This is a genomic window from Sulfolobales archaeon (assembly GCA_038881635.1).
In the GTDB taxonomy this organism is placed as follows: domain Archaea; phylum Thermoproteota; class Thermoprotei_A; order Sulfolobales; family AG1; genus WYEN01.
In genome coordinates, this window is sequence record JAVZPJ010000006.1 from 43,316 (window position 1) to 63,408 (window position 20,093).

At 40.6% G+C, this 20,093-nt stretch carries 17 protein-coding genes and 2 tRNA genes; 9 read left to right on the forward strand and 10 right to left on the reverse strand.

What is annotated here, in order from left to right; genetic code table 11:
• Positions 1 to 49 precede the first annotated feature (49 nt).
• Positions 50 to 1,486 carry a THUMP domain-containing protein gene (locus QXS89_05415; GenBank protein ID MEM3831615.1) on the reverse strand — a complete coding sequence of 479 codons (1,437 nt, stop codon included), beginning with the start codon at positions 1,484 to 1,486 and terminating at the stop codon, positions 50 to 52.
• 338 nt (positions 1,487 to 1,824) lie between these two features.
• On the opposite strand from QXS89_05415, the gene QXS89_05420 reads away from it, so the two are divergent.
• The 4 genes from QXS89_05420 (at position 1,825) to QXS89_05435 (ending at position 5,864) form a co-directional block, all read left to right on the forward strand.
• A complete protein-coding gene (locus QXS89_05420; GenBank protein ID MEM3831616.1) occupies positions 1,825 to 3,150 on the forward strand; it encodes a hypothetical protein in 1,326 nt (441 codons plus the stop codon).
• Entirely contained in the window at positions 3,122 to 3,868 is a 747-nt protein-coding gene (locus tag QXS89_05425) for a hypothetical protein (GenBank protein MEM3831617.1), read from the forward strand. The genes QXS89_05420 and QXS89_05425 overlap by 29 nt, the downstream gene beginning before the upstream one ends.
• A gap of 101 nt (positions 3,869 to 3,969) precedes the next feature.
• Complete coding sequence (locus QXS89_05430; protein ID MEM3831618.1) at positions 3,970 to 4,719, forward strand: mechanosensitive ion channel; 750 nt, start codon at positions 3,970 to 3,972, stop codon at positions 4,717 to 4,719.
• 338 nt (positions 4,720 to 5,057) lie between these two features.
• Positions 5,058 to 5,864 (forward strand): hypothetical protein, encoded by an 807-nt coding sequence (locus QXS89_05435; GenBank protein MEM3831619.1) that lies wholly within the window; start codon positions 5,058 to 5,060, stop codon positions 5,862 to 5,864.
• Here QXS89_05435 and QXS89_05440 read toward each other — a convergent pair.
• The 9 genes from QXS89_05440 to QXS89_05480 all read right to left on the reverse strand — a co-directional run bounded on the left by QXS89_05440 (position 5,861) and on the right by QXS89_05480 (position 12,618).
• Entirely contained in the window at positions 5,861 to 7,171 is a 1,311-nt protein-coding gene (locus QXS89_05440; GenBank protein MEM3831620.1) for a hypothetical protein, read from the reverse strand. The two genes, QXS89_05435 and QXS89_05440, sit on opposite strands and share 4 nt — an antisense overlap.
• Before the next feature lie 767 nt (positions 7,172 to 7,938).
• Positions 7,939 to 9,288 carry an APC family permease gene (locus QXS89_05445; GenBank protein MEM3831621.1) on the reverse strand — a complete coding sequence of 450 codons (1,350 nt, stop codon included), beginning with the start codon at positions 9,286 to 9,288 and terminating at the stop codon, positions 7,939 to 7,941.
• A 1-nt stretch (position 9,289) separates the two neighbouring features.
• Entirely contained in the window at positions 9,290 to 9,943 is a 654-nt protein-coding gene (locus tag QXS89_05450; GenBank protein ID MEM3831622.1) for a TrkA C-terminal domain-containing protein, read from the reverse strand.
• A gap of 112 nt (positions 9,944 to 10,055) precedes the next feature.
• Positions 10,056 to 10,132, reverse strand: a tRNA-Pro gene (locus QXS89_05455).
• A gap of 102 nt (positions 10,133 to 10,234) precedes the next feature.
• Positions 10,235 to 10,846 carry an RdgB/HAM1 family non-canonical purine NTP pyrophosphatase gene (rdgB, locus tag QXS89_05460; protein MEM3831623.1) on the reverse strand — a complete coding sequence of 204 codons (612 nt, stop codon included), beginning with the start codon at positions 10,844 to 10,846 and terminating at the stop codon, positions 10,235 to 10,237.
• Positions 10,843 to 11,442 (reverse strand): phospholipase D-like domain-containing protein, encoded by a 600-nt coding sequence (locus tag QXS89_05465; GenBank protein MEM3831624.1) that lies wholly within the window; start codon positions 11,440 to 11,442, stop codon positions 10,843 to 10,845. Before QXS89_05465 ends, rdgB begins: the two co-directional genes overlap by 4 nt.
• Before the next feature lie 105 nt (positions 11,443 to 11,547).
• A complete protein-coding gene (locus QXS89_05470) occupies positions 11,548 to 11,715 on the reverse strand; it encodes a hypothetical protein (GenBank protein MEM3831625.1) in 168 nt (55 codons plus the stop codon).
• 39 nt (positions 11,716 to 11,754) lie between these two features.
• A complete protein-coding gene (locus QXS89_05475) occupies positions 11,755 to 12,420 on the reverse strand; it encodes a lysostaphin resistance A-like protein (protein ID MEM3831626.1) in 666 nt (221 codons plus the stop codon).
• Positions 12,421 to 12,534: 114 nt separating this feature from the next.
• Positions 12,535 to 12,618 (reverse strand) — tRNA-Ser (locus QXS89_05480).
• A gap of 588 nt (positions 12,619 to 13,206) precedes the next feature.
• Here QXS89_05480 and QXS89_05485 point away from each other — a divergent pair.
• The 5 genes from QXS89_05485 to QXS89_05505 are packed head-to-tail and all read left to right on the forward strand — an operon-like array spanning position 13,207 to position 19,995.
• A complete protein-coding gene (locus QXS89_05485; protein MEM3831627.1) occupies positions 13,207 to 14,871 on the forward strand; it encodes an alkaline phosphatase family protein in 1,665 nt (554 codons plus the stop codon).
• Entirely contained in the window at positions 14,834 to 16,297 is a 1,464-nt protein-coding gene (locus tag QXS89_05490) for an FAD-dependent oxidoreductase (GenBank protein MEM3831628.1), read from the forward strand. Before QXS89_05485 ends, QXS89_05490 begins: the two co-directional genes overlap by 38 nt.
• Positions 16,281 to 17,234, forward strand: coding sequence for an NAD(P)-binding protein (locus QXS89_05495; protein MEM3831629.1), 954 nt, complete (start codon positions 16,281 to 16,283; stop codon positions 17,232 to 17,234). The genes QXS89_05490 and QXS89_05495 overlap by 17 nt, the downstream gene beginning before the upstream one ends.
• Positions 17,231 to 18,637 carry an FGGY family carbohydrate kinase gene (locus tag QXS89_05500; protein MEM3831630.1) on the forward strand — a complete coding sequence of 469 codons (1,407 nt, stop codon included), beginning with the start codon at positions 17,231 to 17,233 and terminating at the stop codon, positions 18,635 to 18,637. The genes QXS89_05495 and QXS89_05500 overlap by 4 nt, the downstream gene beginning before the upstream one ends.
• Positions 18,616 to 19,995, forward strand: coding sequence for an FAD-binding oxidoreductase (locus QXS89_05505; protein ID MEM3831631.1), 1,380 nt, complete (start codon positions 18,616 to 18,618; stop codon positions 19,993 to 19,995). The genes QXS89_05500 and QXS89_05505 overlap by 22 nt, the downstream gene beginning before the upstream one ends.
• Positions 19,996 to 20,093: the final 98 nt, after the last annotated feature.

A 20,093-nucleotide genomic window follows, 5' to 3' on the forward strand; every position in this document is an offset into this window, starting at 1 on the left:
GTACTTGGGATATCTAAGAGATCTTCTCATTACGTAGAGTATCTAAGCCCTAGAGATCTTGTTTGGAAGCGGAATCTCCGAATAATATTTTAAAACCTCCTCTCAGACTATAGATCCTGTAACCTTCTCTCCTGAATTCCTGTGCTAGTACATGGCTTAACTCTCCCCTCTCACATAGAAGTATTATTGGTTTGTCTCTGAATTTTTCTATCATGCTCAGGTCATATATTCTGAAACCTTTGATCTCTTTTCCAACATATTTTCTGGTTATATCTATTAGAACAGCATCTTCTGGGATTCTATCTATCTCGATATCTCCTTGATAGAGTTTTTCAATCTCTTCTCTCCAGTCTCCATATATGTTCACCTCTACTATTTTTTCAGTAGTTCTTCTGAAAATCTCCTGATCTAGCTTGTTAAATTCTTCTAGAAAGGACTTCTCATCTACTTTCACAGGCACATAGGATCCTAGCCAGCATGTTTCTGGAACTCTCTCACATTTTTCATATAATCCGATTTCTCTAGAGATCCTTATTATATCATCTTTGCTTAATCCGATCACGGGTCTTAGAATCATTATATCAAGGTTTTTTGAAGAAGCTATCAGATTAGATATGGTCTGGCTATTAGCTTCCCAAATACTCTCTCCAGTTGCTATAGATTTATACCCGAACTTTTTCGCGATCTCTGAAGCTATTAGATACATAGATCTTTTTAGAGAGATCTGCCAGTAAGCAGGTTTGATTTTTCTTCTTATCTCTCTAATAGTCTCAGCTATATCAGCTATAAATACTCTAGCATTATAACCTATAGACCATCTTCTGAGAAGTTCCTCGGCAACCTCCAGAGATCTCTTCATGGTTTCTAGAGTTCCCATTTTAAAATAAAGCAGATCTACAGGAGATCCTCTTCTCATTAGAAGCCATGCTGAAACCGTTGAATCAAAACCTCCCGAGAATAGAAGAAGAATATTCTCAGAAGATCTCAGTGGAAGACCTCCAAATCCTCTAACTCTCCTACCCGAGGAAGATATGAAAGCTTTCTCACCACGTATCTCCACATAGACCTCTATCTCGGGCTTCTCCAGATCTACTAAACCTCCATATCTTCTGAGAGCCTCTCCAACGATCCTAGCAACATCTATAGAGGTGAAGCTGTGGCTTCCGATTCTTCTAACTCTCACAGCAAATCTCTTTCCAGGTATAATACCACTGAATCTCTCACTGATAAACGAGGAGAGTTCTTCGAGATTCTTGAAATCTATTACATCAACTTCTAAAACCTCGTGGACTCCAAATACTCTGGCAATAGATTCAGAGATATCTGAGCATCCCTCTACAAGGATTCTACCGCTATCAATTTTTCTAACATTTCCGCATTCTCTTACAAGACTCTCTAGATTCTCTATTAGAATCTTCTCAAGAAGTTTTCTTCGAGAACCTTTTAAAGCTATCTCTCCAGAAACTCTTACGAGATACCTGCTCAATATCTACCCAGAAATAATACATCTGCTGAGAAGGTAATAACCTGCAAGCTTCAACATATTTACACAAGATCTATGAAGATCTGTAGGAATCTAGAATGGTAAGAGGTAGAACCAGATTGAAAAACCATGGAGATCTTAAGCTCTCCTCCCGATATATCCTGGCACCTCTAATTAGGTGAGGATGCCTAAAATAACCTCATTGAAGCACTTATGAACATGAATCAAGAGAGATCTACTGTTTAAGAAATGTAGAAATATTCTTTATCTAACTAAGAAGATAGGAAAACATAAGCATTGGAATAATCGTTGGAAGCTGCGGTTGTGGGAGTGGATCTAGTATGAAGATTGAGAAGGCTTTCTTCTTTATAGAAGCACTTACCGGAGGTTTCTACGTCTCTATAACTAGGACAATGTTTATACCGATGCTAGCCTACTACGGCTACCCTCTTGATCAAATATCTTATATTGTGATGGCCTCGGGAGTTCTAGGCATAGCTTTATCCATGCTCATGTATAGATATCCTGAGATTATTTCGAAAAGTCCTAAGCTTCTTCTAGTTCTAACTCATTTTCTAGAGAGAGTTCTATGGTTTTCACTACCATTCCTCCTAGACCAGCCTCTAATCCTCTCCATAGTCTATGGCATGGCTCAGAGTATAACAATTCCCGTAGGTGTTCTTCTAAACTACTCTATGCTAGTTTTATTCCCTGAAGAGAAGGATTTCACAGATCTCACTATTCTCAGAACTGCCGGAGGATCTGCATCTTCGGTTCTAGGTCTTATCATAGGAGTTTATGCGACAGCTTTCATAGAACCTCCCTCGGTATATGAATTCCTCTATTTCATAAGCTTTATGATAGGTATTCTAGGAACTCTCTCTATATCACCACTCAGAGTAGATTCGATCGTTAGTCTTTCTAGAACTTCTGCTAGTGAGATATCGAGAGAAGAAATAGAAATCAGCAAGATCAATACTTTCACAATGCTCTCTCTAATGAATATAGGCGCCAACATACTAGGTATTGCATGGACTCCTCTTCTGAAGAATCTAGGAGCTCCACTCAGCATTCCAGTAGCCTTAGGTCTTGTAGGAAGTATCGGAGGAGTTATAGGACCCTACCTATGGAAGGGTTTTAGAATGTATCTAGTAGCTATGATGATCAACGCTCTAACAGTTCTTCTCATACCTCTGACCACACCTGTATATATTCATCTACTATACTCTTTCATCCTCTCCGCAACATTTGTAGGCGCGAACTTGATCGGTGTCAGCATATACTCTAGATACGTCAGATCTATAGGTATCGTAAGAGCATCAACCTTTCTCACAGCTTCTACAGCTGTTGGAATGCTTATATCATCATTCGTAGGAGTACTAGTGAGAGGAGATATAACTCTAGCTCTTATAATAAGCTCTATAGCTAGATTCCTTGCAGTCTTAGTAGCAGTTCTAGCCATACCAGAGACAGCTCTGATACCTAGAGAGATTGCGGTGGGTTATGCTAGACTTGTCTACTCTACCACACTTCTAGGATACACATTCGCTGTAGAAACTTCGATAAGAACTCTGAAGATCACGCTACAGATAATAGGTATCGTAATCCTCATAGTACTTGTATTCCTTATATACAGGATTGGATTTATTCTCTATAAGGGTGTATAGTATTACAAGCCTCTCTATAATTGGTATAGATCTTGAGGCGATATCTAATACCAGCTCTGTCAGAGGTTTTCTTGAGAATCTCTCGATAGAAATACTCAGAGACCTTCTCATAATTCTACCTCAGATCATTGTATCAGTGATCATAGCTTTCATATTTATAGTTCTCACAAGACCTATTAATAGATTCGTAAGAGGAATACTTAAATGGAGTGGTGTAGAAGAAGCTTATAAGAAGATCTCTCCAGAAACTCCAAGAATACCTCTCTCAGATCTCGCAATAGTAGTGGTAGACATAGGCTTATTCCTATTAGCTTCAACACTGATCCTTAGAATATTCACTCAATATGATCCGACGCTTGTAAGCAGTATCATAGAAACTCTATGGAGATTCGGTAGCTTCATAATAGTAATGCTACTATTTCTAACAGGCTTAGATCTTATCATAAGAATAACTAATTTCGAGAGAAAGACAGAGACTTTATTCTATCTACTAGCATTATTCCTAGGCATAGCTCTTATAATAGATCTAACAAATCTATCTCCATCAATTAAAACAGCTGTATCTCAGGGTATTTCGGTGGGCATTGGAATCTCTATAAGCATTTTCATCATCTGGATCTTCTTTGGAGAATATATTGAAAGATATCTATCTCTAAAAGAGAATAAGAGAAACTCCGAGGATAACTCACACTCGGAATCTCGTAGAGATCTGAGGTAGTGAGTTATATCATTCTGAGATCTGGTTGAAGATCAAGATCTGCGAAGAGGTTTTCAAGTTAATAATATTCCATAAATTATATAGCTTGTGGAGAAAAAGATATGGATTTTAATGCCGGGTTTGTTCTGAACCTGATCTACGGGATCATAATAATAGTTGTGGTAGCAGTATTACTTATCATAGCAAACAGATACCTATTCAAGTTTCTGAGAATAAGATTTAGAAAAAGCATTGTGTTATTCTTCGAGATGGTGATTGCTCTTCTTATAATATCATTTGCCGTGGGAAGTATAGCATCTTTATACGGCTTTCGAGAGGTTTTTATAGTTGTCTTCGGTCTCTTCATATTAGGAGTTCTAGCAATAATAATAGGATCTAGACATGTGCTAGAAGAATACATGAGCGGGGTTCTAGCAATAGAGATCCATGATCTAAGGGTTGGAGACTATATAGAGGTGGATCATGTGAGAGGCTATATAGTAGCTCTTAATGAAACCTCGATAGTGGTAAGAGACATGCATAGAGATCTTGTATACATACCATATACAAAGCTGCTTCACTCACCATTCAAAAGATTCAGAGTAGAGGAAGGACATGAGATCGTGATCCCGATCGTGATACCCTACGTATCAGATCTTGCAGAGCTGAGAAACAGGATCATGGAGAGAGCACGAGAGCTAGGTATTGAGAATGTAAGGATCTCTATTGAGAGTCTGAGTGAGAAGAGTATAAGACTTATAATAAGAGGGATCATAAGAGACCTCAGGAGAGAAGAAGAGATAAGATACTCGATGCTAGATGAGATCTATAGCAGAGCATTCCAGAAGATCAGAGAAAACAGATCTGTGTAGAATCTCTAGATAATACACGAATCGATCTCGCATCATCTCAGATGAAAGAATAAAGCTTCTAATCCTATAGCAAGGTTAAGCTCCTTCAACAGAAAGCTATCACTATTTCTCGGTAGATGGCTGGGAGGCTGGATATAAAAAGCATGAAAAACTATGAACAGCCATCTACCTCTCAACGGCTTTCTTCCTCCCCTGCCCCGCCTGCGGGAGCTCGTCTCCAGCAGTAGTTGGCGATATCTAAACAAGGATGTGGTCTATGTTGAAATCACGAGAAAACATAATAATGCTATAAATTAAAATCCCATGAAATATAACACTTATTACTTGGGTATGTTGTCTTGATCAAAGTACTCACATTGTACTTTACTAGGGATAAACTAACATTTAACCCAAGAAGTCTTGAAAGCGTAGTAAATCAAATTAATGTATCACAAGACATCTACGTAATTTCAGCTGAGCCTATTGATCTTTGGAATTATGGTTTCCACATATCAAACGTTGTCATTCCAACGAAATCAACATGGCCTGTCCCCATTAAAGTAGGATATTCATTTAACGCAGCTTTAGTTAAGATTAACAAGGAAATAGATCGTTATGATTATGTATTCAAAGTTGATGGTGATGTTATCTTACCCAAGGATTATCTAATTAACCTCGCATCTCGTAAGCCTCATGTTGCTGGTATAGGACCTGCTTTGTTAATCTCTACTGCTTTCTTCAAGAAATTATTGAAAAACAAGTATCCTGTAACGTACTGTGATGACGGCTTCATATTTGCACTAGCGATCTCAAAAGGTATGTGGCCGTTACATTATACTGGTAGAGGTGATGTCATAATACCTCCAATTATAACACTCAAGGATAGAGAGTATATTTACGGAGTAGAGTACTATAGATGGGGTTTACCTCTTATATTATTAGTAATACTTCCCATTACGAGAATATACCTTAAAATAACTAAGAAAATGAAGGAGTATCAACGTAAAGACTTAAGAGCATACTTATACAATATAGTAGGCTACGTTCACGCACTTATTCACAATGTAAAGAAGTATGAATTTAGCCGGGAGTATGGGAGAATGAGAATTATACACTTGTACCATAAATTCCGGGCAACTAAGACTGTTGATTTCCATGGGGATTAATTTTTAAGCCTGCGAAGTAAGATATCTATTCCAACGTTCTTTCTCATGGCTTTATCTGGTATTACTAGATACAACAACAAGTCCTTGAGCGTAAAAGAGCCTCCGCTCCAAGTGGAGTAATCAAGCCGCAGATAGTCTAAATAATTAATATCGGCTCTTGGAATAAACTTATCAAACCATTCTTCGATTTTCTTTCTAAAATAATGATCCTTCATGATACCATGTAAAGTTCCAAGCACTGCATATATAGCTACGCGCGGATTTGGTTTTACACTTGTAGAAAGGTTGATCAAGAGTTCGTTCTTCACGAGTCTTCTTTTTATCAATTGTTTAAAGTTCAAAGCATTTACTATTGAGTAAGGGATGCTGTAAATAAACGATAGAAATTCGTGTAAAGCTTTACGGCTACCCGTGAGGGGATTGAGCAGGATGTTATTTCTGAACACGTAATATAGTCTAACACTATTCACTTTCTGCTGAGTTGCAACGTAATGTATTCCCCCGGTCTTTGTTAAAACTACGCTGAAATATCCTCTCTTCGCGTTTTCTAGCCCACATGAGATATCATCCCCACCGATGTAGAAGTAAGGATAGATGGGAGCTGAGTTTGGATTATATAAAGTAAAAGAAGCTGGAACATGCGATGATAGTAAGAACTCGGGTAAATTTTCTTTTTTAAGAATTATACTATTGAACTCCTCTCGTGACATTACAGGTAATATCATGAATGATTGATTAAGAACGTTCACGTAGTTTATGTTGGGTGCTAATAGTTTAGAACGTTCAGCCTCTTCACGTACGAAGTTCATGATTTCATCTAGATCTTGCGCGTGCTTAAGGCTCGGATTTTCCAAGAGGACATCCCTGTCTCCTACTATATGCATTGTTGTTATTGCATGGTACTTGATTTTTAGTGAGTTAAATTTCTCAGCTGTATCTATCATCTCCTTGACTATGTTTGGATAGAGAATAATGAAATCATTATCAATATTTAATATGTATTTAGCACCTCTTTTCTTTTCTAAGAGAAAACCATAAGTTATCGCAAAGCTATTTCCCAGGTCCTTATCAAATCTTTTGCTCTCGAAATTTACAGACATTTCCTTCGATAATCTTGACCCGAGGTTGACCAGTTTCTCGTATGATCCATCAAAAGACGCATTATCTATAAGTAATACCCGGCCATCTATGAAATCACCGAGTCTAGCCAATGTCTTAAAAGCACTATATAAGCTGAGCATTGATATAGGTAAATAGTTATTTGAATTAAAGTTCTGAGTAACAATACTTACTTTTATCTTACTCATCTCAGACCTCCTCCCGCCCTAGAGTGCGAGGTTCTGAGACGGTTTAGAGCTACATTCCCGGCTCTCACCGGATTTAGCTCTGCGCCCGGTCTCAGGCACATTAACCCTACCCCGTGTAGAGCGGGGCTCGGGGGTATGATTCTTATCTTGAGCAGTATGACCATCTCCAGAATAATGCTAAAGATTACAGAGCTTATAAAACCTCACCACACCATCCCAAGGTTGAGTACTACGAGCCTGTTGAATATCTTATCATAATGTTCTGCAAGAAGGGTGGCACAGCACTTAGATATGATAGAATACACGAAGTTTACAATTCTGAAAGCCTCGCCCTTTAGAGTTGTATTCTCTTTTCTCGATTCTCACCTTCGCAACTATTGCCGCATGAAGCTCTTTGACAACCACTGTATCCCCTGGCCTGTGAAGACCTGCGTAGACTGTGTCTTCTGTAGAAGTTTTTAAGCTGTTTTAGCTGCTATAGGTTCCTGAAGATATGTATCTCGAGGTAGGCTCCGTGATGCCTGCTGATATAGCTCTCGATGATCCTGCGAATGGTGAGCAGGTGCTGAGGGAGAAGCCCGTGCTGATAATACCCAAGATAATCTAAAACACTTGAACGAATTCAAGTATGCTACGCGGGTAGCCACCTTTTCATCAGACACGTAAGATATGGTGAGAGAAGTAGTATCAGGGTCTTCGGAGTTATGAGATCCGTTGCAAGCCTCTGTCTAAGCTAGGTTCCTAGTAATGGTTGAAGAGATCTTTGTCTAGGCAGTGTTCTCTCTTCTCTTCATATAAAGATATAGAATGATTCCAATAAAAGCCCATATTCCTATGACTCCTACTGCACTGTATTTTTCTATGAGGTTGAATGCTAATGCCATGATCATTATAGGTGTTCCTATGAGTACTGTTACTGGTACATCTCTGATTCGTGGTGTTGAGAAGCCTCCGTAAAGTACTCCTCTTCTGGAGAGCACTCCCAGTGATATTGCTACTATGAGATAGTTGATTAGAGACCCTATCGCGTATATCTCTAGTATTAGAGAGATCTCTCCAGGTATTATTAGAACTAATGAGATTAGGTATGCTATTACCAGGGATATGTATGGGGTTCTAAATTTAGGATGTACTCTACCAAAGATCTGGTGGGTCATTCTATCTTGAGATAGAATATAGAGGAGTCTTGAGAATGCTACATAACCTGTCAGAGCAGCCATGAGCATTATAAGGATTATATTAACCGCTATTAGAGGAGCTATTAAGAGCGATATATAAGGTGTTCTCTCCGCGATCATGAAGATTGCTAGTGCAGGATTCTCTTGAAGAGATCTATGTGGTATCATGTTCATGAGAAGTATTGAAAGCGATAGACTGTAAAAGGCTCCGATCATTATCACCAGTATTGTGGCTCTAGGTATCTGGATCAAAGGTTTTCGAGCTTCACCAGCTAGCTGACCTATAGAATCTAATCCTGTGAATCCTCTCGATGCCAGAGCTAGAGATAAGAGTAGATCTGGTGGTTGAATTCCCTTCCACATGAATTGAGGAGCCTCGTAAAAGCTCTGATGGAGGAGCATATAGAATATGTTATAGAGAGATAGAAATCCTACGAGGATAATATCTAGGATAGCTATCGACATAGCCACTCTAGCAGATTCTCTGATCCCTATTAGAGTTAAGATGAATAGCACTGTTGAGAGGATTAATGCAACAATGTTCTCGGGTATCTGAGTCATCGCACCATGTATATGATAAAGTTCTAACATGCTTCTCAGATATGTAGCCGCATCAAGAGTTCCATAGCTTATCATTATAATCTGGTCTAGTGAGAGCAGCCATACTGATATGAGAGCTATTAGAGATCCTAGAGAGTATCTCACATATATATAGGATCCTCCTACCTCGGGAAAATGAGATCCCATCTCACCATATATGAGTGCTATGAGAATCATGAGAATCACAGCGTACAAGGCTATAAAGAGAAAACTTCCTCCAGCATATAATGCTATGAATCCTATCATGAGATAGTATGTAGACTGAGAATCGCTGTGCACTAGGGAGTATATATCGAATGTATTAAGATCTCTTTTAAGCCAGTCTCTTCTAAGCTTCATTTCACTTAACCAGTTCAAAAAGATTATCTAGAGGACCTATAACAACTATGTAATCTCCTTCCTGAATAACCTCATCAGGAGCGTTATGAAGATCCTCAGAACCTCTTATGATCATAACACTAACATTATACTTCTCCTCGATCTCTCTAATAGTGCTTCCAAGAATCTTCATATCTCCTGTTACAAAGCTTTCCAGCATTGAGACTCTTCCTCTGATCGGTGTGATCCTATAGAATTTAAGAGAAAGAGTTCTCTGAATCCTTCCAAGAATGCAGCCTGGAACGTTAATCACGCTAAAACCCTCAGCCTCAGCCTCGGAAATCTTCTCACTACTCTTGAGAGCTACAATGATCACGGGAATACCCTGTTCCTTCATATACCTCGCAACCTTGATATTAAGATCCTCGTTAGGAGAAATGAGTATAGATGCTTCTACATAGTTGAACTCTACATCTCTTAAAACCTCTGATAAGATGCTCTCATCAATACTATTCATATCTGGCACAAGCCTGATGTAAACAGGTTTTCTCACGAAGAGCTCTCCCCGCTCCTCAACTGTTATCACGTGAACACTATAACCATTCTCCACAAGCACGTCTACAAGCATTAGAGAGGTGTCATCCATGCTGTCGAGAACTATAGCTTCTCTTCTCAAATCTATCAGCCTACCACTCAGTCTCGATTCTACCAATAAAATGAATTTAAGAGTTCAGATATTTATTTATCTACCTCGCATCATAGAACAAACATTGTTTCAAACACATTAGTGGTGGGGCCGCGGGGATTTGAACCCCGGACCACGAGGGCCCAAGCCTCGCATCCTACCAAGCTAGACTACGGCCCCACCGCATGATATTTTAATGGTAGGGGAGTCTTAAATATTTCGAGAGAAGATCTTGATTATAGGATAGATAGAATCTCGCCAGAGGATCTTGAGATCCTCATTCTAAGATGAAGAAGATCTCTTCTTCATATACTCATCGATTACTTCTTTCAAAGCTCTTCCTCTATGGCTGATCCATATCTTAATATCTTCACCTAGTTCTGCGAATGTTTTATCATAATTCTCTGGAATGAATATAGGGTCGAAGCCAAAGCCTTTAAATCCTCTGATCTCTCTACTGATTCTTCCACGTACTATGCCTGTTGCCAGTCTCAGATTCTTTTCTCCTTTGAATCTATATGCTATCACAGCTTTGAAATAGGCTTCTCTATTGTTCTTCTCCTCTAATAGTTTCAGCACTCCTTCTAATCCTATGGTTTTGTATACGTAGCTTGAGAAAGGTCCTGGAAAGCCTTTGAGAGACTCTATGAAAAGCCCTGAATCTTCTCTCATAATAATATCCCACTTCTCAGCTTCTCTTATCTGATCTAATGCGTTTTCAAGTGTGTAGAGTGCTATCTTCTCTAACTCTTCTTCTTGTATCTCTATCTTTCTAATGCTATCCGGCATTCCATCTACTATGAATTCTACTCCTGGGTATAGTCTTTCTAGGAGGAGTCTTGTCTCAAGAATCTTGTTAGTGTTATTGGTCAGATTAAGTATTCTAATGATCAAATGCTTCTCCCCTTACTCCATATATCCTCAAAATATCTGATCATGCTCTCTCCAACACTCTGATCATATATCACTACAGAGACTTCATGATTTCTTGTGAGAGCTGACTCAGTCCAGTTATGAGATCCTATGAATACAATGTATCCATCGATTATAACGATCTTGGCATGAGTAGTTTTAGAAGCACTTTCATCAAGCTTTATAGAGATGCTCATGTTCTTAAGAAACGATATAGTCTCGGGATAGCTCTGCATGGTAGTGTCATCGACGATGATCTTCACATCAACACCTCTCCTCTTTAGATCTGCTAGAGTATATAGAAGGATATTCACAGGATCATTATACTGCTTAGGATCGTATTTTATAACGTACATTATAACGTGCACACTCTTATTAGCTCTATCAAGCCACCAACGCAGAGTATCATAGTAGTCTTTATCAGTTAAAACTCTATAGACTCCCGCACCGGAAGATGAAACGTTAACGCTCTGAGAAACATTAGATCTATAATATTCGAACCCTACCTCAAAGCCTGCAAGAAATCCTAAGATGAAAACAACTAAAATAATCACTCCAAAGGATCTTTTCAAAACCATTAAGCTCGCTCCTCATGAATAGAAGAGATTACAGAACCTATATAAATGCTTTAAGAACTATATATTCCTGAATCTATGCATCCTAAACGAAGCTCTAGCCGAAGTCTACAAGGTTGTGAATGCTATCAGATACCAGATGTCATACAGAACACTCGTAGCTGTAGGTGGAAGCTTAGACAGAATATAGAATCTGCTAAACCTTTCAGAGAACAAGCTAGAACTATGGTTAGAGGATCTAAGCAGGAGGTCTCTGACTCCCACCTCTTCTTTCATCTTAAACCACCCGCCTGTGATCACATATGATCACGTGATCTAGAGTATGCCCAGTTTTCCTAGAACGCTGGGGACAGGCATGTATACTATCACAAACTCCAGCCATAATACATGAACTATGATAGAGTTTAAAACTCCGTATCTTAATGCTATGATACCCGTGATCACGCCCACGAAGAAAGCTCCTACTATTAAGACCAGGTTAAGGGTAGGCATGTGAACCAGTGTGTAGTAGAGGGTTGAGATAAGTACTGCTGTAAGATCTCTAATACCGAGCCTATTCTCTATAAAGTATCCCTGTACATAGCCTCTCCAGAAGATCTCTTCCATGAAACCTATGAAGGCTAGAATGATCGGTAGCAGGTTCTTGTAAGCTTTTGCCGAGATCTCTATAGATAGATAAATCGAATCAACATAAGACCATAATCCTAGTAAAATCGATAGATACCCACCTATCAGGAATACAATGTATAGAATAGCAGTTGCGAGTACTGAGGAGATCATAGCTGAAGACAATCTACCTCTCAGCATGATCTTATAGAAAACTCCTCTTACAAGCATTATAACGAGAGATAGAGAACCCATGAAAGCTACAGAGATCGCCATTGATAAAATAAAGATCTCTCTTAACACTATAAATGATACTGGAAAGAGAAATAAAGGTAATATGATTATCATCAGATCTATGACATCATCTCTAGACATTTTAGAAAACCATCTCCTCATCTCCTAAAACAATCTTATAAACTCTCAGTCAAAAACCTTTTGCAAAGGAAACCGAGTTCCACCGAGAAGATCATGAAAGCCTATGAGAAGTAGCGCCGGGGGCGGGATTCGAACCCGCGCGGGGTTTCCCCCACTGGCTCTCCAGGCCAGCCCCTTAGACCGCTCGGGCACCCCGGCCCAATTGAGAGATAGTGTCACAGGATATATATTTTTCCTAGAGAAGAGGGTGAGAAGCTCACCACCTAGGAGACATCTCATCACTCTACTTTGCTACAAAGAGCTAGATGAACTGCGGGCAACTGCTGGGAACGAGCTCTCGTAGGCAGGGCTGGGAAGAAAAAGCCTTTGAGAGGTAGATAGCTGGAAGGTTGAACACAAAAAGCATTAAAAACCTATGATCAGCCATCTATCGAGAAACTGTGTCAATGTCGTGTTCTGAGAGTGGTTGCCCGTGTTATTTGTTTGGGTTTGTTCAGGTGTTTTAGATTATCTTGGGTATTATCAGCACGGGCTTCTCCCTCAGCACCTGCTCACCATTCGCAGGATCATCGAGAGCTATATCAGCAGGCATCACGGAGCCTACCTCGAGATACATATCTTCAGGAACCTATAGCAGCTAAAACAGCTTAAAAACTTCTACAGAAGACACAGTCTTTATTCAGACGATGAATGCGGTATAGTAAGGTTTATAATTTATATATTGATTTAATAGATCGGGTGGTTTAGTCGAGAATCTTCTATATTTATATTTTAGCTGTTATCTTTGTGGTTCTGTTTTTTTCTCTAGCTACTCTCAACACTGTTTCGAGGACTTATGATAGTTGGGCTAGTTATAGGAATCCCTATATCGATGTGCTACAGAGGGTTGAGCCTGTTAATATTTCTGGAGAGCCTGTGGCCAGGCATATAGTATTTATCTTATTTGACGGTTTAAGTGTTGATAATCTTGAGAGTTTAATTAGAGAGTACGATAGCTTAAGAGAGCTCATATCTATGGGAGCCTTCTATCCTCATGGTCTAGCTAATACACCCACATACTCTACCCCTGGGAGAGCATCTATACTTACAGGCTCTCCTCCAGAGGTTAATGGTGTAATCTCTAACTTCTATAACGGGTCTCTGCAGGTTGACAGTATCGCTAGAGTAGCTAAGGATGCTGGGTTTAAGATCTTATGTTCCGGTGATGAATCTATAGAGATGCTATTATCAGGCATCATTGACGAATGCTCAAGAGTTAATATAGGAGGAGGTCATGGAGCTATAGCTTTATCTGAGGGCTTAAGGCTTTTTAATAAATACTCAGATGCAGGATATAGGGTTTTCCTCTGGATCGGCATTAGCGACATCGATGAGATAGGTCATCTTAGTACTGGTAGTAGGAGCTCAGAATATAATGCCACCATAGTTAATATTGCTAGACTCACCCTCAACTTCATAGAATCTATAGCCGGTAAGAATGTCTTAATAGTCATATTAAACGATCATGGCTTTAAAAAAGTAGGACATCACGGAGGTTCAGAGCCTGAGGTTAGGAGGGTTTTCACATTATTTATAGGACCTAAGGTTAAGCCGGGAGTATATAATATCAGCTTTACCCATAACGATATAGCTCCTACAATAGCTATGCTCATGGGCTTGAGAATACCTACGCTATCTATGGGTAGAGTCTTATCCGAAGGCTTCGATATTTCTACCGATAGAGTTGAGGCGTATGCTAAAGCCTCTAGAGAGCAAGCTTTTAGAGTTGTAGCCGCTATGGGAGGAGCTATGGGTGTGGAAATCAGCTCTGCAGCTGATCCTCTAGACTCGTATCTGCTAATCACTAGCAAGCTATACAGTGAGGGTATGATCATGAGACTGGTCCTAGTCTTGTTCCTAGCAGCTATAGCATTAGCAGGCTTATACATGTCTCTAAGAGCACGCATCTTCAGCCCTAGAAGGCTTCTAATACTCACAGTCTCTGGACTCACAGTCTATGAGGCTGTATATTGGCTGGTATACTTGATAGTTGGAGGACCTACAAGCCTCTCCGATACACTTTCGCTAAGAGATCTCCTAGATAAGATTATGGTTTCGGTGATGCTGAGCAGCGCTTTTCTAGGAGTTGTCCTAGGTTTTGTAGAGCTAACCCCATTTAGAGTTGGAATCATAAAGATTCTAATACCTACACTCACAGTACCAGCTCTAGCACTGTTTTTAAGTCTCATATATGCTTCTCCCTTCTATATAAGCTACGGTTCTACTGTAAGGTTTCCTCCACCAGATTGGAGTAGTGGGTTTATGTTCTTTGTATATCTAATGAAGGCTTCATCTACGGGGCTGGTAGGATTGCCTCTAGCACTGGTAATTGTGATAATATTCTCTATTATAGGCTTTTACATACACAGGTCACTTGAGAGACTTGAGAGAGCTGGGAAGAGTGGAGCCTAAGATCTATGATGTCGCGATTATAGGAGCTGGGGTTATAGGCTTACTAGTAGCTTACGAGCTATCAAAATTCGATCTATCAATAGTCTTAGTCGAGAAAGAAGCCGAGGCTGGGTTTGGAGTCTCTAAGGGTCATGCAGGAGTTATACATGTGATTCAGCCTCCATTCAACTCTCTTAAGAGTGTCTTAGCCCTCTATGGTAATAGACTCTATGATAAGATCTCGAGAGAGCTTAAGGTAGGCATGATCAGACTTCCAGCGCTTCTAGTGGCTAGGTCTAGGGCTCAGCTAGCACTCATACCCGTAATATACTCTATTCTAAAGCTTGTGTATGGGGTTAGAGGCTTTAAAGTCTCTATAGTTGCAGGGAAGAAGCTGAGGCTGATAGAGCCTAATGTTGTGGGCTATGCTGCGATCATGGTTGAAGGCTATGGTGTTATAGACTCTTTCGAGCTTGTATACAGGCTTCTCGATGAGTGCAGAGCTAGAGGCGTAGATCTCCTGTTCAATACCGAAGCTAGAGGGTTTAGATTTGAAGGCGACGATATCATAGTTATTGAGACCTCAAGAGGCTCTATTAAGGCTAGGTATGTTGTGAACTCTACAGGCTTAAACTCTGATATCCTAGCATCTAAGACCGGAGAGTCTGAGAGGATCGAGCCATTTCTCGGTGTTATGCTTGTATTTGATAAGCTACAGGTTAGAAGCATAGTAACCCCCCTGCCATCGCTAAAACCTACTAGGACTAAGGGTGGAGGCGTGATACCTACAGTATGGGGTAACACTATCTGGGGTCCGAGCTTCACTCCAATAATTTCACGTGAGAATAGAGAAGTTAGAGCTGAGGATGTTCTATATGTAATTAGAAAGTTTAAGAGGCTGGTAAGGGTTAAGGGAAGGCTTATTAAAGTATACTCTGGCATTAGACCCTCAGCGGTAAGTGGAGACTTTTCCATAAGCTATTCTCCACTAACAAAAAGAATCATTAATCTAGTAGGCATAGAATCTCCAGGACTTACAGCAGCCCCCGCTATAGCTCTCATAGTGTCTAAGATGCTTCGAGATGCTGGACTGAAGCTTATGGCTACTAAGAAAGTGCTTCATAGAACTGAGCCGACTCTAAGTACCAGAGTTAAGCTAGCTCTAGATCCCTCAAACATATCAGGCTATGATGGAGTCATTATATGCCCTTGTATGAAGGTTAGCCTAGCAGATGTTACTGAGGCTATAAGAAGAGGAGCATCAACATTGGATGGGATCATGTTCAGGACGAAGCTGGGAATGGGATCATGTCAAGGATTACACTGCGTAGGTAGAGCTATAACTATACTCCAGAAGCTGACCGGAGCGAGCCCGAGAAGTCTTACCAAGAACACCAGCGGATCATGGTTGGTCGAGGAGCTCAGGGTAGATGAAATTGAAAAGTAGAGAGCCAGAGTTTCACATAATAGGAGCCGGGCTTTCAGGACTTTCTCTAGCTAGACATCTTATGGATAGAGGGTTTAATGTTAGGGTTTCAGAGACGAGAGATAGAATTGGAGGTATATCGGTCTTAGACTCCGAGGTTATAGGCCTCATCGAGAAGATAGGCTCGGAGGTTGATGTAAGTCTCCAAGCTACAGCTATTAGGCTGGGGGGTTCAACTGCTATAGTATCTAGCAGAGGTGTTGAGACTGTATCTAGAGGGGTGGTAGCTACAGGGTTTAGAACTGCTACCCCCATAGAGCTGGGTATTGTCGGGGAGAGACCTTCAGGCATATACCCGTTCCATGTAGCATTAGACCTCATAATTTCAGGTCTTTCCCCGGGGAGGATCATAGCAGTCTATGGAGTTAATAGGTATAGCATGCTAATGGCTGAGAAGCTTTCAGAATATGGTAGAAAAGTCTATATTATAGACCCAAGCTCTACTGAAAAGATAATAACAAGAAATCTAGAGGTTGTGAGGGGTAAGGTCAGAGTATTAAAAGGGCCTCATAGACTATCAGAGATTAAACTTGATAGAGGCGTGCTAAAAGCTGACACCCTGATAATATCTATATTTAAGCCTTGGAATCCGTTTACAGAACTCCTTCCAGTAGGGCATGCAGTGCTTGAGGTCTATAACCCTAAAGCCTTATTAGAGGCTAGTAGGCTTCTAGCGGTAAATCTAGGCTGCGAGGATCACACATATAGAAGAGTTAAGGCTGAAGGAGGCGTCCAAGTATTCCCAGAAACTCTTACACCATGTCTTAGAGAGCTGCTGGTGATCAAGTCAGGAGGCGGGAGAATCGAGGTTAACGGTAAAATCTATAGCATAAGTGGAGAGTATTCGATAGTTAGAATATCTGAAGACTCTGGAGATCTAAGGGTGAGAGTGCTGTGAAGTATGGGGTAGTTGATATCGGAGGTACAGGGGTTAAGATCAGTGTCTATAATGATGAATTTAGGAGAGTAGATCATACAAAGATAAGAATCCCAATAAAAACAGCTTCAGGAGATTCTATAGAGCATGATGCTATGAGAATTAGAGAGGCTTTATTCCACGGCTTTAGGTGGCTTAGAGAGCGTGAGGTCAGACTTGCTGGCATAGCCACCTACAGGGCTTCAATACTGGCATGGGATCGAGAGGGAAATCCTCTAACTAATATTATCACATGGATGGACAGGAGAAGTAAGAGTATAATATTAAAACCATTATATAGGATGCTCAGGCATGTACCTCTCCTAAATAGGATACTCAGAGCTGACAGCCCAGCGGTTAGGATAAGATGGCTCCTAGACTCAAATCCTGATATTAGAATGAGAGTTGAGAGGGGAGAGGCTTATGTGGGGACTTTAAGCTCATACATAGCATACTTATTGTCATCAAGGTATATTAATGACGCTTCAAACGAGGCTCTCACGGGCCTAATAAACCCTAGGAGGTTTAAGAGGTTATGGCTAGTCTATGATGTGTTAGGAATACCTAGGTCTATTGATCCTGAGATTATAGATAATATTAGCTATATAGGCTCGGCTGAGGATGTAGATGTGGGTGTTCTCATAGCAGATCAGCAGGCTTCTATAATAGGATCCTCATGTCTTACCACGGAATGCCTTAAAATTACAGGGGGTACAGGGATCTTTGTTGACGCCGTTACCAGAGATCTCATCATGCCGGGAAAGGCTCTCATACCCCTGGTTGTCTATAGGTTTAGAGGGGAGACTCTCTATGCTATAGAGGGCTTCACTCCCTCAGGAGGATCTATTATAGAGTGGCTTGTAGGAGTAGGAATTCTAGGTAGTGTCGAGGATCTAGATAGGGTTATAGATGAGGCTAGAAACAGTGTTGTTTTCATACCATCACTCTCAGCACTAGACTACCCTAGTAGGAGAGGTGAAGCTACAGGCCTCATCTACAAACTCTCACACGATACCTCACGAAGTGATATTGTTAGAGGAGCTCTCGAAGGTATTATCCTAGTAGTGGCAAGCATCATTGATTCTGTGGAGAGAGCTGCTGGGAGGAGAGAGATAATAAGAGCTGATGGAGGGTTAAGTAACAGTATCTCGTATTTAAAGCTTCTAGCATCAGTATGCAACCGTAGAATAGAGAGGATTAGAGGAGTTGACGGGACTGGGAGAGGAGTAGCACTTCTCCTAGCGGTATATGACGGGAGGCTTAAAATAAGAGATTTAGAGAAGTTAAGTGATATAGACTATGTAGCTGAGCCTGGATATCTAGATTTAAAGATTGATACTAGTATGTGGAGGGAGGCTCTGGGTTGGGGTTCGAGGACTTCCTAAGAGACGTCACAGGCTCTCTGGGAGATGATATCATCTTAGCCGATATTGATAGGTACTCGAGAGACTGGTGGCCTCTAGCCATGCTCCTAGATAAGCTTAAAGCTTGGAGTGCTAGACCACTAGCAGTCTTAGCTCCGAGGAGTGTTTATGAGGTCTCGTATATTGTTAAGAAGGCTGGAGAACATGGTATATGTATCATACCACATGGTGGTGGTTCCAGTGTTACTGGAGCCTCAGCTCCTAGAAGTGAATGTATCATCCTAACCTTATCTAGGATGAGTAGGATTCTAGAATTTAACATAGATGATTCAACTGTAACTGTAGAGGCCGGTATCACTCTATCAGAGCTCGAGAACTGGCTGAACTCTAGAGGTTATACTATTAGACATGTGCCGCAATCATTTCACCTAGCCACTGTTGGAGGCTGCATAGCTACTCTATGCTCTGGCCAGTACAGCACAGGCTATGGAAGTATAGAGGATATTACCGTGAACCTAGAAGTTGTACTCCCATCAGGTGATATTATATGGACTAGAAGTATTACAACTCCTAGATCATCTATGGGTCCTGACTTAAAACACCTATTCATAGGCTCTGAGGGAGCCTATGGTATAGTGACTAAGGCTGTACTCAGAGTCCTTCCAATACCTAGACACAGGGTTGAGGCATCATTTGAGATCTCAAGCTTTGAGAAGGGGCTTAGCATTGTTAGAGAGTTGATTATTAGAGGTTTAACACCCGCACTAGCAAGATTATCAGATGATGTTGAGTCTACCATTAGGTTTGGGAGAGGGAAGCCTGTGCTACTGATAGTATACGAGTCTAGCTATGAAGATATACTAGACGTGCTATGGGGTAGAGCTAGAGAGATTATAGAATCTACTGGTGGAGAATACGTCGGAGACGAGCCCTATAAGAAGTGGCTCTCCTCAAGGTTCAACTACGAGGATGATATAAAGCTAATAGATTCTATGGGACTATGGTTTGAGACTCTAGACATTGCAGCCACATGGTCTAAACTTCCACAGGTATATAGGAATATCAAGAAAACCCTAGAAAAAGTTAGTGAGGGTCTTATAGTGATGACTCACGCATCACATTTCTACACTACTGGAGCAGCACTGTACTATACAATACTTTACAAGAGAGATCCAGATCTCTACTGGAGCATAGTAGAAGCATTTATGAAAGCTACACTAGAATCTGGAGCAACACTAAGCCATCACCATGGGGTTGGGTTGCTTAAGAGAAGATGGCTAAAAGTAGATCCCGGTCAATCAATGGTGATACTAAGCAGCATAAAGAAAGCCTTAGATCCTAAGAATATATTAAACTCTAACATAACGGCAGTACAATAGCCTAGTAGAGAGAAGCCTCACACTACCCCAGATACATACACATCCCATCTCACAGGGTTCAACCTTTATATGGTTTAACACATATCACCTTCTCCGGA

Coding starts and splice junctions, on each gene's coding strand:
- QXS89_05420 (MEM3831616.1), top strand. CDS start 1,825: ATGAAGATTGAGAAGGCTTTCTTCTTTATAGAAGCACTTACCGGAGGT.
- QXS89_05430 (MEM3831618.1), top strand. CDS start 3,970: ATGGATTTTAATGCCGGGTTTGTTCTGAACCTGATCTACGGGATCATA.
- QXS89_05465 (MEM3831624.1), bottom strand. CDS start 11,442: ATGGTTTTGAAAAGATCCTTTGGAGTGATTATTTTAGTTGTTTTCATC.
- QXS89_05445 (MEM3831621.1), bottom strand. CDS start 9,288: ATGAAGCTTAGAAGAGACTGGCTTAAAAGAGATCTTAATACATTCGAT.
- QXS89_05470 (MEM3831625.1), bottom strand. CDS start 11,715: ATGAAAGAAGAGGTGGGAGTCAGAGACCTCCTGCTTAGATCCTCTAAC.
- QXS89_05495 (MEM3831629.1), top strand. CDS start 16,281: ATGAAATTGAAAAGTAGAGAGCCAGAGTTTCACATAATAGGAGCCGGG.
- QXS89_05440 (MEM3831620.1), bottom strand. CDS start 7,171: ATGAGTAAGATAAAAGTAAGTATTGTTACTCAGAACTTTAATTCAAAT.
- QXS89_05475 (MEM3831626.1), bottom strand. CDS start 12,420: ATGTCTAGAGATGATGTCATAGATCTGATGATAATCATATTACCTTTA.